The organism is Streptomyces sp. NPDC051976, from assembly GCF_040680795.1.
GTDB lineage: Bacteria > Actinomycetota > Actinomycetes > Streptomycetales > Streptomycetaceae > Actinacidiphila.
In genome coordinates this window covers 16,485-32,106 of the sequence record NZ_JBFAXL010000041.1, presented here as the reverse complement: position 1 = coordinate 32,106, position 15,622 = coordinate 16,485, and the positions used below count along the sequence as shown (strand labels likewise).

Here is a 15,622-nt window from a genome sequence, read left to right as displayed (position 1 = left end):
GACGGTTCGTCCATCGGGGTGTGAGTGTCACTCCTCGGTTCGTCGGGGCCCCGCGGGCGGTGCACCGATGGTGCGGGGCGAGCGCGGTCGGCGCCGTTCGTCCCCAGAGTACTTATTGCCGCCGCGCGCGCGAAGAACGGCGGCCGGTCGGCTCACCGCGGTCCGGTGGCCGGGCTTCCGCTGTCCGCCCCCGGCTGGCTGAGCGTCTCGGCCAGCGAGCGCAGCAGCCGGGCGTCGCGCAGCGCCTGCTCACGGGCGATCCCGGGCTGGATGCCCATCACCGCCAGCGTGGTGCCGTCGGCCAGGTCGAGATGGACCCAGGCGTCGCCGGGCCGCAGCACCACCCCGAGCACCTCGGCCCAGTGCAGCCGCCGCCGCACCGTCAGGTTGACCACCGTCAGGCCGTCGCGCTCGGCCACCACCTTGGGGCGGCTGAGCACCGCGAGCGCGCCGAGCACCACGACGCCGATCAGCACCACGACGATCCGGTCGCCGGTGCTCCAGGGCGACGCGCCGTCGTGCGGCATCAGCACCGCGACGGTGCTCAGCGCCACCAGCAGGGCGACCCCGAGACTCAGCAGCACCACCCGGGTGACGACCGGGCGGAAGGTGACGGGCAGCAGCGCGAGCGCCGCCGCCGTGTCGTCCGCCCGGTCGGTGGAGCCGTCCTCCGCGGTCATCACAGCCGGGCGGCGTGGATGCCGGTGGTCAGAATCGCGCGGGCGCCGAGGTCGTACAGCTCGTCCATGATCCGCTGGGCCTCGCTGCTGGGGACCATCGCGCGGACCGCGACCCAGCCCTCGTGGTGCAGCGGGGAGACGGTGGGCGACTCCAGGCCGGGGGTGAGCGCGACGGCGCGCTCGACCTGCTCGACGCGGATGTCGTAGTCCATCATCACGTAGCGGCGGGCGACCAGGACGCCCTGGAGGCGGCGCAGGAACTGCTGCACCTTGGCGTCGTCGCCGTCGGCGCCGACCCGGCGGATCACCACGGCCTCCGACTCCATGATCGGCTCGCCGAAGATCTCCAGACCGGCGTTCCGCAGCGAGGTGCCGGTCTCGACCACGTCGGCGATGGCGTGCGCGACGCCGAGCTGGATGGCGGTCTCGACGGCCCCGTCGAGGTGCACCACCGAGGCTTCGACGCCGCTGTCGGCCAGGTGCTTCTCCACGACGCCCTCGTACGAGGTGGCGACCGTCTTGCCGTCGAGGTCCGCCACCGACGCGGCGGTGCCGGGCTTGGCGGCGTAGTGGAAGGTGGAGCGGGCGAAGCCGAGCTGGAGGATCTCCTCGGCGTTGGCACCGGAGTCCAGCAGCAGGTCGCGGCCGGTGATGCCGATGTCGAGGCGGCCCGAGCTGACGTAGATCGCGATGTCCCGGGGGCGCAGGTAGAAGAACTCCACCTCGTTCTCGCGGTCGACGAGGACGAGTTCCTTGGACTCCTTGCGCTGCCGGTAGCCGGCCTCATGGAGCATGGCCGCCGCGGGTGCGGACAGTGAGCCCTTGTTGGGGACGGCGATGCGCAGCATGGGACCGGGTTCCTTCTGTGGGAGTGACGCGGAGTCGTACGGGATCGGGTGGTGCCGGATCTGTCGGTGCCGGATCAGGTGGTGCTCTGTGGGTGCTCTGTTGGTGCTCGGTCAGAGATGGGAGTAGACGTCGTCGAGGGAGATCCCCCGGGCGACCATCATCACCTGAACGTGGTACAGCAGCTGGGAGATCTCCTCGGCGGTGGCGTCGGCGCCCTCGTACTCGGCGGCCATCCACACCTCGGCCGCCTCCTCGACGACCTTCTTGCCGATCGCGTGCACGCCCTTGCCCACCAGTTCGGCGGTGCGGGACGTGCTGGGGTCGCCGGTGGCGGCCTTGTGCTGGAGCTCGGCGAAGAGCTCCTCGAATGTCTTGTTGGCCATGGTGGTCCTAGCCTACGGGGAACCTCCGGCCGCTCAGCGCCAGGGTTCCGACACGGAGCGCAGAATGGTCGCGGTGGCGACGGCCGCCGTGACCGCTTCGTGCCCCTTGTCCTCGTTCGAGCCGGGCAGTCCCGCACGGTCCAGCGCCTGCTCCTCGTTGTCACAGGTGAGGACGCCGAACCCGATCGGCACACCGCTCTCCACCGCGACCTGGGTCAGCCCGGCGGTGACGCCGTGCGAGACGTACTCGAAGTGCGGGGTGCCGCCGCGGATGATCACGCCGAGCGCCACGATGGCGTCGTAGCCGCGACCGGCCAGCACCTTCGCGACGACCGGCAGTTCGAAGCTGCCCGGCACCCGCAGCAGGGTCGGCTCCTCGATGCCGAGGTCGTGCAGGGCGCGCACGGCGCCGTCCACGAGGCCGTCCATCACCTCGGTGTGCCATTGCGCCGCGATCACGGCCACACGCAGGTCGCCGCAGTTCTTCACGGTCAGCTCGGGGGCGCCCTTACCGCTCACTTCTCTCCTCGGTTCTGTGCTTGCTGGTGTGCTGGTCTGCTTTTCTGCTGGTCGGTGCTACTGGTTGGCGCAGGTGGTGCTCTGCCCCGCGTCCAGCCACGGCAGGTCGTGGCCCATACGGTCCCGCTTGGTGCGCAGGTACCGCAGATTGTGCTCGCCCGCGTCGACCGGCATCGGCTCGCGGCCCAGCACGTCGAGGCCGTGACTGATCATCGCACCGGTCTTGGCGGGGTTGTTGGTCATCAGCCGCAGCGAGCGCACGCCGAGGTCGGTGAGGATCTGCGCGGCGGCGCCGTAGTCACGGGCGTCGGCGGGCAGGCCCAGCTCCAGGTTGGCGTCGAGGGTGTCGCGGCCGCGCTCCTGGAGTTCGTACGCGCGCAGCTTGGACATCAGGCCGATGCCGCGGCCCTCGTGCCCGCGCAGGTAGAGCACGACCCCGCGGCCCTCCTCGGCGACCTTGCGCAGCCCCGCCTGGAGCTGCGGGCCGCAGTCGCAGCGCTGCGAGCCGAACACGTCGCCGGTCAGGCACTCGGAGTGCACCCGGACCAGGACGTCGGTGCCGTCGCCGATGTCGCCCGCGACCAGCGCGATGTGCTCGACGCCGTCGACGGTGCTGCGGTAGCCGTGGGCGCGGAAGTCGCCGTAGACGGTGGGCAGCGTGGTTTCGGCCTCGCGGCGCACGGTCGGCTCGGTCGAGCGGCGGTACGCGATCAGGTCCTCGATGGAGATGATCGACAGGCCGTGCTTGCGGGCGAAGGGGACCAGTTCCGGCAGCCGGGCCATGGTGCCGTCCTCGCGGGCGATCTCCACGATGGCCGCCGCAGGGCGCAGACCGGCCAGCCGCGCCAGGTCGACCCCGGCCTCGGTGTGGCCGTTGCGGACCAGCACGCCGCCGGTGCGGGCGCGCAGCGGGAAGACGTGCCCGGGGCGGACGAAGTCGGCCGCCTCGGAGGCGGGGTCGGCCAGCATCCGTATCGTGGTGGCCCGGTCGGCCGCCGAGATACCGGTGCTGACGCCGTGCGCGGCGCTCGCGTCCACCGAGACGGTGAACGCGGTGCGCATCGACTCGGTGTTGGCGTCGACCATCTGCGGCAGGTCGAGCCGGTCGAGGTCGGGGACCTCCATCGGCACGCAGATCAGCCCGCGGCACTCGGTCATCATGAAGGCGACCGTCTCGGGGGTGATCTTCTCGGCGGCGACGATCAGGTCGCCCTCGTTCTCGCGGTCCTCGTCGTCGACGACCACCACGGGGCGGCCCGCGGCGATGTCGGCGATGGCGCGCTCGACGGGGTCGAGGGCGAGGTCGCCGTCTTCGTACCAGTCGTCATGCAGTGCGGTCACGGCGTTCATGCCGTCACTCCCTCCGTCAGCGTGCTCGGGTGGGGCCGGGTCTCGTCGGGGTGCGGTGCCGGGGATCCGTCCGCCCTGGTCTGCTGCCACCAGGCGTACATCCCGACGATCACCAGGACGAAGTAGATGATGTAGACGAGGCCGGAGAACGGCAGCCCGCTGTGGAAGTTCAGCGGCACGCCGACCATGTCGACGGCCAGCCAGGCGAACCAGAACTCGACCCAGCCGCGGGCCTGGGCGTACATCGCGGCGAGGGTGCCGGTGAAGATGTACGCGTCCGGCCAGGGGTTCCAGGACAGCGACGGGTAGGCCAGGAAGAGCGAGGCCACGGCGAGGGTGCCGAGGCCCGTGGCGACCACCAGCAGGACGCGCTCCCGCCAGGTGGCGAACCTGATGGTGAGCCGGCCCGACGCGGCGCCGCCGCGCCGCCACTGGAACCAGCCCCAGACGGCGACGGTGATCACCACGAACTGCTTGCCGACGCCGCCGCCGAGGTGCGCGGACCAGAAGGCGGCCACCAGCACCACACCGGACAGCAGCTGCACCGGCCAGGTGAGCATCGCGCGGCGCCAGCCGAGGGCGAGCGCGCCGAGTCCCAGCAGGTTGCCGATCATGTCGGACCACATCACGTGCTGGTCGAAGGCCGTGAACGCCTCGCTGTCGAGCCAGTGGAGTGCGCTCATCGCGCGGCCTCCGGCTCCCCCGTGCCCATCATGCGCTCCACGTACTTGGCGATGACGTCGACCTCGAGGTTGACCGGCTCGCCGGGCTGCTTGATGCCGAGCGTGGTCAGCGCCAGCGTGGTCGGGATGAGGCTGACGGTGAAGTAGTCGGTGCCCGCCTCGACCACGGTGAGGCTGATGCCGTCGACGGTGATCGAGCCCTTCTCGACCACGTAGCGGGTCAGTTCGGCGGGCAGCGAGATCTTGATGATCTCCCAGTGCTCGGCGGGCGTGCGCTCCAGGACCGCCCCGGTGCCGTCGACATGGCCCTGGACCAGATGGCCGCCGAGCCGCCCGCCGAGCGCCATCGGGCGCTCCAGGTTGACCCGCGAGCCGGGTGCCAGCGCGCCGAGGCTGGAGCGCTTGAGGGTCTCGGCCATCACGTCGGCGGTGAACGCGCCGTCGCCGAACTCGACCACGGTCAGGCAGACGCCGTTGACCGCGATGGAGTCGCCGTGCTTGGCGCCCTCGGTCACGACGGGTCCGCGGACGGTGAAGCGGCTGGCGTCGCCCTGGTCCTCGACGGCGGTGATCTCACCCAGTTCTTCGACGATTCCGGTGAACACTTCAGCTCTCCTGAGGGGCGGTGGCGGTGGGAACGGCGGTGACGCGCAGATCGGGCCCGAGCCGGGCGACGTCGGTGACGTCGAGCCGCAGGGCCTGCGCGATGGTGCTGATGCCCGCGTCGCCGAGGGCCGTGGGCCCGGCGCCGAGCAGTGCGGGGGCGAGATAGCCGACGACCTGGTCGACGGCGCCGGCCGCGACGAAGGCCCCGGCGAGCGTCGGTCCGCCTTCGAGCAGGACCGAGCGCACCCCGCGGGCGTGCAGCGCGGCGAGCAGCGCGGTCACGTCGACGCCGTGTCCCGACGGGCCGTACGGCAGCGCGACGGTGTCGACGCCCGGCAGGTGCGCGGTGTCGGCGTCCTTGCCGACGGCGACCAGGGTCGGGGCCGCGTCGTCCAGCACGCGGGCGTCGGGGGTGATCACGGCCCGGGTGTCGACGACGACGCGCAGCGGCTGGGTGACGCCGTCGATGCCGCGGACCGCCAGGTGCGGGTCGTCCGCGCGCAGGGTGCCGGAGCCGACGACGACCGCGTCGGCCTCGGCGCGCAGCCGGTGGACGTCGGCGCGGGACTCGGCCGAGCTGATCCAGCGACTGGAGCCGTCGGCGGCGGCGATCCGGCCGTCGAGGGTGGCGGCGTACTTCCAGCGCACATAGGGGCGTTCGAGGCGTACGGAGGTGAGGAAGGCGATGTTGACGGCCTCGGCCTCGGCGGCCAGCAGGCCGCCCTCGACGTCGACGCCGGCGGCGCGCAGGGTGGCGGCGCCGCCGGAGGCGGACGGGTTGGGGTCGGCGACCGCGTACACGACCCGGGCGATCCCGGCCTTGATCAGCGCCTGGGCGCAGGGGCCGGTGCGGCCGGTGTGGTTGCAGGGTTCGAGGGTGACCAGGGCGGTGCCGCCGCGGGCCCGCTCACCGGCCGCCAGCAGTGCGTGCACCTCGGCGTGCGGGCCGCCCGCGCGCTGGTGCCAGCCCTCGCCGACGGGCGTGCCGCTCGCGTCGAGGATCACACAGCCGACGACGGGGTTGGGGGCGGTGTCGCCGAGGGCGCGTGCGGACAGCGCGACAGCGCGTCGCATCGCGTCGGTTTCCGTGGCGGTGGCCACCGGGTCCTCCTGCCTCATCGGGCACGGACTCCGGGGCGTGGGACTGGACGGGAACACCGCACACCGGGACGCCTGGGACGACCGCGGACGAGAACGCGCTGCGCGCATGTCGCCCGCCGACGGCGGCGTACCCGAGTGAACGCCCGCCGCGCACTGCCTCCCATCCGGACTTTCACCGTCGGTCCAGGAATTTCACCTGGTCAACCGGCCGCTGGCTGCGGACGGGTCGCGGACTATAACCGCCGGTTCGGAATTACACCGACCCCGGAGTGCGCAAACGTCACTGGTACGAGATCAGTGTGCCACGCAAGGCAACCCCCGATCCAGCCATTACCTGTGGTCTGACTCACAAGGTGGTCACCCGTCCCACGCCCTGGACACCACGGCCGTCCGGGGGACGCACCCCGCCACGCAGCGCGGCGGGACACCAGTGATGCACGTGCCGCGAGAGGCGGCGGAGCCGCCTGAGGCGTTCAGGCGCCGCGGCAGCGGGCGGGCGCGGAGACACGCCTGCGGCGAGAGGTGGCAGAGACGCCCGGCGAGAACGCCCGCCGCCTCGGACGCGCGGGCACGAGCCGGGCCGCGGCAGCGGGCAGGCGCGGGGACCGCGCCGCGAATGCGCACGGGCGCGGACCCGCCCGGACGCCAACCGCACCGCGGCGCCCAGGCGTCGGGACATCCCGCGGCAGCGGGCTCCTTATCCAGTTGGGGCGAAGAGCGCCTCCTGGGCCGCGTCCATCGCCGAGACCACGGCGCCGCGGAGTACCGCGCCGCCCTCGACCGCGCTGACCTGGACGAGGGTGGGGAGGGGGGAGAGGCGGGCGAGGTGGTCGGCGACGCGTTCGGCGATCGCGTCGCCGCCCGCCTGGCCGACCTCTCCGGCGAGGACCACCCGTCCCGGGTCGAGCACCGCGCAGATCGCGGCGGCGCCCAGGGCGATACGGGAGGCCAGCTCCTCGAGGAAGGCGTCGGCGGCGGGTCCGGCCGCGATCGCGTCCCGTACCGCCCGCGCCGCCGTGGCCGCGTCGGGGGTGGGTCCGGTGGGCAGGCCGTGGGCGCGGGCCAGCGTGCAGACCGCCCGGCTGCCGACCAGTCCGTGGTAGCCGTCGTCGCAGTCGGTGGCGGTGGGCAGCCGGGTGGTGCCGGGCAGCGGCAGGAAGCCGACCTCGCCCGCGCCGCCGGAGGCCCCGCGGCGCAGCCGGCCGTCGAGCACCACGGCGGCGCCGACGCCGCCGCCCAGCCAGAGCAGCACGAAGGTGTCGCCGTCCTGGGCGGCGCCGAGCCGCTGTTCCGCGACGGCGGCGAGGTTGACCTCGTTCTCCAGCAGGACGGGCACGCCGAGCCGCGCCCGCACCTCGTCGACGAGGTCGCCGTGCCAGGCGGGCAGCGCCCCGGAGGAGCTGAGTCGCCCGGTGACCGGGTCGACCAGACCGGGGGCGCCGCAGGCGACGGTGTGCAGCGCGGTGGCTCCCGCGCCGCGGGCGGTCGCGCGCAGCAGCTCGATGCCGTCCTCGACGATCCGGGCGGCGTCGGTGCCGGGCGCGACCGGCAGTGCGGCGCGGGCGACGGTACGGCCGAGGAGGTCGGCGATCTCCACCCCGACGCTCTCGATCCGGACGTCGAGCCCGGCGACGTACGCACGGTCGGCGACGATCCCGTACAGCCGGGCGTTGGGGCCGCGCCGGGCCTCGCCCGCCTCGCCGACCACCTCGATCAGACCGGAGTCCTGGAGCCGCTCGACCAGGTCGGCGACGCTCGGCCGGGACATGCCGGTCAGTTCCTTGAGCTGGGCGGCGGTCAGCGGACCCTCCGCCTGGAGCAGCCGCAGGGCGAGCCGGTCGTTGATCTCGCGGGCGGTACGCGGCGACGCGTTGCGACCGGAGTGCGCGCGGGTGGCGGTCATACGGCGATCCTTCCAGACCCCGGCGAATATCTCTTAACTTTCAGGCAGGCTTCCTGATAGTTTACGCCGCATGAGCCGCATGAAGAGCGCCGCCGCCACCGAGGCGACTCCGCCCGCCGTCCGCCGGGCCCATCTGACCATCGCCGTCGTCTTCGCCGTGCACGGAGCCGCGGCCGGCACCTTCGCCACCCGTATCCCGTGGATCAAGGACCACCTCGGGCTCAGCGCGGCCGCGCTCGGACTGGCCCTGGCCTGCCCGGCGATCGGCTCGTCACTGATGATGCCGCTGGCCGGACGGCTGATGCACCGGCTCGGCTCGCGGGCGGCACTGCGGCTGCTGCTCGGGCTGTGGTGCGCGGTCCTCGCACTGCCCCCGCTCATGCCCGGCCTGCCCTGGCTCTGCCTGGCGCTGCTCGCCTTCGGCGCGAGCGCGGGGATGGCCGATGTGGTGATGAACGCGCTCGGCGTGGAGATCGAGGAGCGCAAGGGGAAGTCCATCATGTCCGGGCTGCACGGCATGTGGAGCGCGGGCACCCTGGTCGGCGCGGCCATCGGCGTGCCCGCGGCCCACGCGGGACTGGACGCCCGGGTCCACCTCGGCGCCATGGCCGCCGTGCTGGTGGTCACCGGCTATGCCGTCTGCGCCGGGGCGCCGGACATCAGGCCCACCGCCGGCGAGGACGCCCCGCCGCGCTTCGCCCTCCCGCCGCGGGCGGCTCTGGTCATCGGCGCCATCGGCTTCTGCGGGGTCTTCGCCGAGGGCGGCAGCGCCGACTGGTGCGCGGTGTACCTGCGCGACATCGCGGGCGCCTCCCCCGGGATCGCCGCGGTGGCGTACACCGCCTTCTCCTGCACCATGGCGGTCACCCGGCTCTTCGGTGACCTCGCGGTACGGCGGCTGGGCCCGGTGACCACGCTGCGGACCGGCGGGGTGGTCGCCACCCTGGGCGGCACGCTGGTGGTGACCTCGCACCACCAGGTCCCGGCGATCGCGGGGTTCGCGCTGCTGGGCGTCGGGATAGCCGTGGTGGTCCCGCTCTGCTTCGCCGCCGCCGGGCGGCGCGGCCCGAACCCCAGCCAGGCGATCGCGGGCGTCGCGACCGTGACGTACACCTCGGGTCTGATCGCTCCCGCCGCGATCGGCGGTATCGCCGGAGCCAGTTCGCTGACCGTCTCCTTCACCCTGGTCACCGTGCTGACCCTGGGGCTGGTCCTCGGCGCCGGCGTCGTGAAGCCGCCGCCGGGCAAAGCGGTGGCGGGCTCCCCCGACCCCGCGGCCGCGGGTCTGCCCGCCGCGGCCGAGTAGCCGGACGGACGACGGCACGGCGGGGCGAGGCGGGGCGAGGCGAGGCGAGGCGAGGGGGAACGGCGACGGCCGTACGGATGGCGTACGTACGGCCGTCGCGCCCCGGCGCGTTATGGGGGTCCGCGCCGAGTCCGTGGGGATCAGCCGGAGATGGGGTCGAGCTGTTCCGCGGCCGGTCGCAGCGGCCACAGGTCACCGCCCGGCGGCGCCTCCAGCAGCGGCACGGCCGCCTTCGCCTTGGCGTCGCCCGCGTCGGCCGCCGCGCGCACCACGTCACTGGCGGCGAAGCGCTGGAACTCCAACTCGGGGTAGGCCCAGGCCGCTCGGCCGGTGGCGGCGGGCAGCAGGAACTCCACCGCCTGCTTGATGCCCGCGCCCGCCGGGTTGCGGTAGTTCCACAGGTCCACGCCCACGTGCCGGCCGATGTCGGCGAGCCGGGTGAGGGCGAGCAGGTCGAAGGTCGTGTAGTGGTAGCTGCGGGTGCGGGCCAGCTCCTGCGGCAGGCCGCCGTCCGCGGCGATCTGCGGGTCGATCCGCTTGGCCTTGGCCGCGATCACCGTCTGCCGGGCCAGGTCCCGGTGGCCGGTGGCCAGTTGGAGCGCGGCGAGCTGCATGTCGAAGAACGTGCCGTGGTTGTTGGCGGCGTTCGCCTCGTCCGCGGCGAAGGTGCCGCCGAGCCAGGTCTCGAAGTCGCCGTACCAGCTCTGCATTCCGGCGTGGTCGCTCTTCGTCCAGCCGGGGGCGCCGGTGTCGAGGATCGCGGTGGCGTCCAGGACGTCGGTGAACTGCTGCGAGAAGTCGATGATGCCGATCGCCCGGCCGTCGGTCTTGCAGGGGATGATCTGGCCGTGGTCGAGGTTGGGGTTCATCCGGGTCGCCGGGTCGGTGAACCAGGTCCGCAGGATCTGCGCGGCGTGCTCGGCGTAGGCCGCCCTGCCGGTGTAGTACCAGGCCAGCGTCAGGGTGTAAACGGAGGTGAAGACCTTCCCGCGCCCGTCGTGGTCGGTGATGGTGTCCACGTCGGGGTTGCGCACCCCGTCCTTCTGCACGTACGGGCAGCCCCAGGGGTTGTCCGCGGTCTTCGGCTGGGTCGGCCACCAGTACGGGGCCTGGCTGAGGTAGTCGTGCTTGTCGCCGCCGGGCGGGGTCTGCGGCTTGTCCATGACGGACCACGGGCCCTGGCCGAGCCACTGGTCGGCCTGCGCGGTCAGTTGGGCGAGGGTGGCGGTCAGCGCCTTGTCGCCGTGGTGCAGTGCGATGCTCGCCTGGCGCAGCCGCGCGCCGTCGAGCACGACGGTCTTCGGCGCCTGGCGGACCGGCGGGGCGGGACGGTGGTGCGGTGCCGCCCCCGCCGGTGAGCCGGACATCAGCGTCGCCGCGAGCGCGAGCCCGGCGGCGAACAGCATGGGGAGTCCTCTCCTCATCACCACTCCAATCAGGTATATGAACTTCGTTCACTCTTACAATCGTTGGAGCGTAGGGTCAGCCTCCGCCCACGGCAATGGCCTGGACAGGATCCGTTCATGTCAGGTGTGGGGTTCAGTGGGCTGAATCTGCCCGGAAAGACTCGATTCACCGCGATTCACCGCGATTCACCGGGGTTCGCGGCGGGAGGTGGAGGCCGGGGCACTCACGGCAGACTCCGGGGCTCCTGGCGGAAGACGTCACACCACAGGAGGACAGGGGTCCGGCGGGCGCGCACGGGGGAATCGAGCCCGCCGGACCGTGTCTCCACGTTAGCGTCCCCTCACGCACCGTTGGGAGAACAAGTGCCCAAACAGTGCCGCGCGAATACGCCATGGCATGGGCGCGCCTCCATCACCCGTACGAGGCAAGGCAGTTGGGACTGTCACGCATGAGTGGACGGCGGTATCAGCCGACCGAGAGGTCCTGCAGCCCCACCACGCGCAGTAGTTGAAGCCGGTCGTAGGACTCGGTGCCGGGACGGGCGGTGTAGACGATCAGCCGCTGGTCGTGCTCGGCGCTGAGCAGCACCTCGCAGTCCAGGGTCAGCTCCCCCACCACCGGGTGCAGGATCCGTTTGGTGTCCGACCGCCGCACCGCCACCTCGTGCTCCTCCCACAGCCGGGCGAACAGCGGGCTGGAGCCGCGCAGTTCGGCGACCAGCGCGGCCGGTCGCGGGTCGTCGGGCCGGGCCGCGAGCACCGCCCGCAGATGCGCGACATGGTTGCGGGCCAGCGTCTCGTGGTCCTCCTCGGGGAACCTGGCGCGGGCCTCGGGGTCGGTGAACATCCGCCGCACCACATTGCGCATCCGCGGCGGCCGGGCGGACACGTCGCCGTGCAGGGCCGCGGCCATCGCGTTCTGCGCCAGGATGTCGCCGCAGTCGTTGACGACCTGCGCCGGGGTGTCGTGCAGCCGGTCGAGCACCAGCAGCAGCCCGGGGCGGACGTGCCCGCTGCCGCCCGCCTCGCGCGGCGGCTCCTCGCCGCCGAGGTGGAACAGGTGGTCCCGCTCGTCCGCCGTCAGCCGCAGCGCCCGGGCCAGCGCGGTGAGCATCTGCCGGGACGGCCGGGGTCCGCGGGCCTGTTCCAGCCGGGTGTAGTAGTCGACCGACATCCCGGCGAGCTGGGCCACCTCCTCGCGCCGCAGCCCGGGGGTGCGGCGCCGGGCGCCCGCGGAGAGCCCCACGTCGGCGGGGGCCAGCCGGGTGCGGGAGCGGCGCAGGAAGTCGGCGAGTTCGGGTCTGTCCACCCTTCCAGCATGCGGCCGCGGCCCGCCGCTATCCAGGGACTGCCACTCCCTGGATCAGCGGGTCTCTCCCGGCCCGCCGCGGCGCCGCGCAGGGTGGAACCGGAGCCGCCGAGGCGCGGCCCGCCCGGAGCGAGCACCGGGCCCCCTCACGAGGAGTTCACCATGAAGATCCTGGTCACCGGCGCCACCGGTCAGGTCGGCCGCAGGTTCGTCCCCCGGCTGCTGCAGCACGCGGCGACCGCGGCGGGCGGCGCGCCCGCCGACACCGTACGGGTACTGGTACGCGACGCGGCGCGGGCGGAGCCGCTGGCCCGGCTCGGCGCGGAGGCCGTCACCGGCGAGCTGCGCGACGCCGGCGACGTGGCCAAGGCACTGGCGGGCGTCGACGGGGTGGTCAACATCGCCGCCGCCTTCCGCGGCGTCCCCGACGACGAGGCGTGGGCGGTCAACCGCGACGCCGCGCTCGGCCTGGGCCGCGCCGCGCTCGACGCGGGCGTCACCCGCTTCGTGCAGGTCAGCACCAACCTGGTGTACGGCGCCGGACGCGGCCGCCCGGCGGTCGAGGACGACGCCCCGATCCCCGGCTCACCCATGTGGGGGGCCTATCCGGAGTCCAAGCACGAGGCCGAGCGTGGCCTGCTGGCGCTGCATCGCGAGGAGGGCCTGGACGTGCGGGTCGGGCGGCTGGCCTTCGTCTACGGCGAGGGCGACCCGCATCTGGCCCAGTCGATGCGGTGGGCGGCCGGCTGGGCGGCCCACCAGCGGTTGCAGATGGTCCACCACGCCGATGTCGCCCAGGGCCTGCTGCGCGTGCTGTACGCGGCCGGTGCGGCGGGCCGCGTCTTCAACATCGCCGACGACGCCCCGGTCACCGCCGCCGAACTGCACCGGCTCAACGGCGCCGCGCTGCCCGGGGGCATGGCCGACCGGCCGCTCCCCGACCCCTGGGAGGGCGTCGTCTCCACCCTGCGGATCCGCGACGAACTCGGCTTCCGCCCGCTGTACCCGTCCGTGTGGACCGCGCGGGACGCGGGCGCGCTCTGAGCGCGCCGCCCGCGTACGGCCGTCCGCGCGGTGGAGGCTGGCCGCATGACGACGACCCCCACCGGCGTGGGCACCGTGGTGAGCCGGATGCGCGCGCTGGGCGCGGCGCTGCCGCAGGGAGACGGCGTGGCCGTCTTCAACCGCGTGTACCTGTCGGTCACCGAGGAGTTGGAGCGGCGGCTGGCCGCGGGCGCCTTCGCGGACACCGCGACCGCCGGGCAGCTGGCCGTACGGTTCGCGGGCCGCTATCTCACCGCGGTCGGGGACGACGCGGCCGGGCGCCGTCCGCCCGCGTGCTGGCGGGCGTTGCTGCGGGTGCGCGGCCACCACGACATCCGGGGGCTGCAGTTCGCCCTGGCCGGGATCAACGCCCATATCGGCCATGACCTGGCGCTCGCCGTGGTCGACACCTGCCGGGTCGCCGATTGCGAACCGCCCGCGCTGGAAGGCGACTTCGACCGGATCGGCGAGGTGCTCACCGGTATGGAGGTCCGGGTCCGCGAGGAGCTGATGCCGGGGCCCGACCCGCTGGAGCGGGCCGATCCGCTGACCCATCTGGTGGGCTCGTGGAGCCTGGAGCGGGCCCGGGACGCGGCCTGGGCCGCGTCCCGGGTGCTGTGGTCCCTGCGCCACCTGGAGGGCGCGTACGCCGAGTGCGCGGAGCGGCTGGACGCCGGGGTCGCCCTGGTCGGCCGCTTCCTGCTGACGCCGCTGGGCGACCGCTAGGCCCGAAGGCGCGGCCTCAGTCCTCCGGCAGCAGCACCGGGGCGATCTCGTCGTACAGGTCGCCCGGTCCCGGGTTGGTCGGGTCGGTGGTGCCGCCGAGGTGGTGCATGACGCCCCACACCGCGTTGAGCGCGGTCTGCACGGCGCCCTCGGCCCATCCGGCGGTCCAGGAGATGTCGTCGCCCGCGAGGAAGATGCCGCGCTTGTCGGCGGGCAGGGCGTCCTGCATGAAGTGGGTGAACAGACGGCGCTGGTAGCGGTAGTGGCCGGGCAGGTTGGCCTTGAACGCGCCCATGAACCAGGGCTCGTTCTCCCAGGAGACGGTCACCGGGTTGCCGATGATGTGCTTCCTGATGTCGACCTTCGGGTAGATCTCGCCCAGCGACTTGAGCATGACCTCCATCCGCTCGGTGGCGCTCAGCGGCAGCCACTTCAGGCTGTCGTCGCACCAGGTGTACGACAGGCAGATGGCGGCGGGCCGGTCCGGGCCGTCGTCGAGCAGGTAGGTGCCGCGGGTCATCCGGTCGGTGAGCGTCATCGACATGACGTCCCGGCCGGTCGGCTCGCCGCGGTCGTCCACGGCCTCGTCCAGCCAGAACGGCCGGTCGACCGGCACGAACAGCTTGGACGACTCCATGTAGTGGGTGCGCTCCATCGCCGTCCAGTGGTCGATCGGGAAGAGCGAGTCGTCGCAGGCGATCTTGGACAGCAGCAGCCAGCTCTGCGCGGTGAAGACCGCGGCGCGGTAGGTGCGGATGTCGCCGGTGGCGTCGGTGACGGTGATCCGGTTGCCCGCGGTGCGGTGCAGGCCGGTGACGGCCGGGCGCGGGTCGCCGCCGTGCAGGGAGCGCAGCGAGGTGCCCTTCGGCCAGTGCACGGTCTTGTCCGGCTCGCGCTCCCACAGCCGCGTCGGGAGCTGCTGCGAACCGCCCACGACGGCGCGGTGGTCGTCGTCGGCGCCGGTGTAGACGACCCGCAGGATCTCCAGGATGGAGTTGGGGAAGTCGGTGTCCCAGCCGCCGGTGCCGAAGCCGACCTGGCCGAAGATCTCCCGGTGCCGGAAGGACTTGAAGGACGGCGAGTCGCACAGGAAGCCGTAGAAGGTCTGGTTGTCGAGCTTCTCGACCAGCGCCGACCAGATCCGCCGGATCTCCGGGATGTCGCGCTCGCGCAGCGCCCGCTGCATCGAGGAGAAGTCGGCGCCGTCCTCCAGGCAGGCGTTCCAGGCGTGCATCACCTGGTGGTAGACCTCGGGCAGGTCCTCCACCGAAGTGGCGTAGTGGGACTCGCCCTTGAGGTCGACGACGGTCGACGGGGTGTCGGGCGCAAGCGGGTTGGGGAACGGCTTGGTCTCCAGGCCGACGAGGTCCACGTAGTACTGGAACGCGGTCGAGGACGGCGGGAAGCGCATCGCGCCCAACTCCGCGGTCAGGCCCGGGTCGCAGCCGTCGAAGCCGACGGTGCGCAGCCGTCCGCCGATCCGGTCGGCCTCGTAGACGACGGGCCTCAGGCCCATCTTCATCAGCTCGTAGGCGGTGATGATGCCCGACAGGCCGCCGCCGATGACGGCGACCTCGGTGCCGTGCTCGGTCGCGGGTATCGAGCCGAGCCCCGCGGGGTGGGCCAGGAAGTCGTCGTAGGCGTACGGGAAGTCCGGGCCGAACATGGTGATGGGCGGCGCGGCCTGGGCCTCGGCGTGCTGCTCGTCATGGACCGCGGTGGGCACGGACGTCATGGGATGGCTCTCCTGGCTGTGC

Annotated in this window: 15 protein-coding genes and 1 riboswitch; of the genes, 3 read left to right on the top strand and 12 right to left on the bottom strand. The window is 73.1% G+C overall.

From position 1 onward, the window contains the following. Window positions 1-152: 152 nt before the first annotated feature. The 9 genes from AB0M29_RS31590 to AB0M29_RS31550 form a co-directional block, all read right to left on the bottom strand. Window positions 153-680, bottom strand: a complete 528-nt coding sequence (locus AB0M29_RS31590) for a PH domain-containing protein (RefSeq protein WP_365388864.1) — start codon at window positions 678-680, stop codon at window positions 153-155. Continuing rightward, a complete protein-coding gene (gene hisG / locus AB0M29_RS31585) occupies window positions 680-1,528 on the bottom strand; it encodes an ATP phosphoribosyltransferase (RefSeq protein ID WP_365388862.1) in 849 nt (282 codons plus the stop codon). The genes AB0M29_RS31590 and hisG overlap by 1 nt, the downstream gene beginning before the upstream one ends. A 111-nt stretch (window positions 1,529-1,639) precedes the next feature. After that, window positions 1,640-1,912: a phosphoribosyl-ATP diphosphatase gene (locus AB0M29_RS31580; protein ID WP_365388860.1), complete on the bottom strand. Its 273-nt coding sequence runs from the start codon at window positions 1,910-1,912 to the stop codon at window positions 1,640-1,642. A gap of 33 nt (window positions 1,913-1,945) precedes the next feature. Beyond that, window positions 1,946-2,431: a 6,7-dimethyl-8-ribityllumazine synthase gene (gene ribH / locus AB0M29_RS31575; RefSeq protein ID WP_365388858.1), complete on the bottom strand. Its 486-nt coding sequence runs from the start codon at window positions 2,429-2,431 to the stop codon at window positions 1,946-1,948. A gap of 57 nt (window positions 2,432-2,488) precedes the next feature. After that, entirely contained in the window at window positions 2,489-3,781 is a 1,293-nt protein-coding gene (locus tag AB0M29_RS31570) for a bifunctional 3,4-dihydroxy-2-butanone-4-phosphate synthase/GTP cyclohydrolase II (protein WP_365388855.1), read from the bottom strand. After that, window positions 3,778-4,464 carry a nicotinamide mononucleotide transporter family protein gene (locus tag AB0M29_RS31565; protein WP_365388852.1) on the bottom strand — a complete coding sequence of 229 codons (687 nt, stop codon included), beginning with the start codon at window positions 4,462-4,464 and terminating at the stop codon, window positions 3,778-3,780. The genes AB0M29_RS31570 and AB0M29_RS31565 overlap by 4 nt, the downstream gene beginning before the upstream one ends. Beyond that, the gene (locus AB0M29_RS31560; protein WP_365388850.1) at window positions 4,461-5,069 is read right to left on the bottom strand and encodes a riboflavin synthase; all 609 of its coding nucleotides are present in this window, start codon (window positions 5,067-5,069) and stop codon (window positions 4,461-4,463) included. Before AB0M29_RS31560 ends, AB0M29_RS31565 begins: the two co-directional genes overlap by 4 nt. A gap of 1 nt (window position 5,070) precedes the next feature. After that, the gene (ribD, locus tag AB0M29_RS31555) at window positions 5,071-6,171 is read right to left on the bottom strand and encodes a bifunctional diaminohydroxyphosphoribosylaminopyrimidine deaminase/5-amino-6-(5-phosphoribosylamino)uracil reductase RibD (protein WP_365388847.1); all 1,101 of its coding nucleotides are present in this window, start codon (window positions 6,169-6,171) and stop codon (window positions 5,071-5,073) included. A 146-nt stretch (window positions 6,172-6,317) separates the two neighbouring features. After that, window positions 6,318-6,448, bottom strand: a riboswitch (FMN riboswitch). Window positions 6,449-6,868: 420 nt separating this feature from the next. Further along, complete coding sequence (locus AB0M29_RS31550) at window positions 6,869-8,104, bottom strand: ROK family transcriptional regulator (RefSeq protein WP_365388949.1); 1,236 nt, start codon at window positions 8,102-8,104, stop codon at window positions 6,869-6,871. Between the two features lie 40 nt (window positions 8,105-8,144). Here AB0M29_RS31550 and AB0M29_RS31545 point away from each other — a divergent pair, with 40 nt between their 5' ends. Then, on the top strand, window positions 8,145-9,380 hold the full coding sequence (locus tag AB0M29_RS31545; protein ID WP_365388845.1) for an MFS transporter: 1,236 nt from the start codon (window positions 8,145-8,147) through the stop codon (window positions 9,378-9,380). A gap of 140 nt (window positions 9,381-9,520) precedes the next feature. On the opposite strand, the gene AB0M29_RS31540 is transcribed toward AB0M29_RS31545, so the two are convergent. Beyond that, entirely contained in the window at window positions 9,521-10,747 is a 1,227-nt protein-coding gene (locus tag AB0M29_RS31540; RefSeq protein ID WP_365388946.1) for an alginate lyase family protein, read from the bottom strand. Window positions 10,748-11,252: 505 nt separating this feature from the next. Then, window positions 11,253-12,095 carry a helix-turn-helix transcriptional regulator gene (locus AB0M29_RS31535; RefSeq protein ID WP_365388843.1) on the bottom strand — a complete coding sequence of 281 codons (843 nt, stop codon included), beginning with the start codon at window positions 12,093-12,095 and terminating at the stop codon, window positions 11,253-11,255. Between the two features lie 162 nt (window positions 12,096-12,257). On the opposite strand from AB0M29_RS31535, the gene AB0M29_RS31530 reads away from it, so the two are divergent. Together AB0M29_RS31530 and AB0M29_RS31525 are read left to right on the top strand one after the other, a co-directional pair. Next, window positions 12,258-13,139 (top strand): NAD(P)-dependent oxidoreductase, encoded by an 882-nt coding sequence (locus AB0M29_RS31530; protein ID WP_365388841.1) that lies wholly within the window; start codon window positions 12,258-12,260, stop codon window positions 13,137-13,139. 45 nt (window positions 13,140-13,184) lie between these two features. Continuing rightward, window positions 13,185-13,865 carry a DUF5995 family protein gene (locus AB0M29_RS31525; protein ID WP_365388839.1) on the top strand — a complete coding sequence of 227 codons (681 nt, stop codon included), beginning with the start codon at window positions 13,185-13,187 and terminating at the stop codon, window positions 13,863-13,865. A gap of 16 nt (window positions 13,866-13,881) precedes the next feature. Here the strand turns inward: AB0M29_RS31525 and AB0M29_RS31520 are convergent, their stop codons facing one another. Next, window positions 13,882-15,600 carry an NAD(P)/FAD-dependent oxidoreductase gene (locus tag AB0M29_RS31520; RefSeq protein ID WP_365388837.1) on the bottom strand — a complete coding sequence of 573 codons (1,719 nt, stop codon included), beginning with the start codon at window positions 15,598-15,600 and terminating at the stop codon, window positions 13,882-13,884. Window positions 15,601-15,622 lie beyond the last annotated feature (22 nt).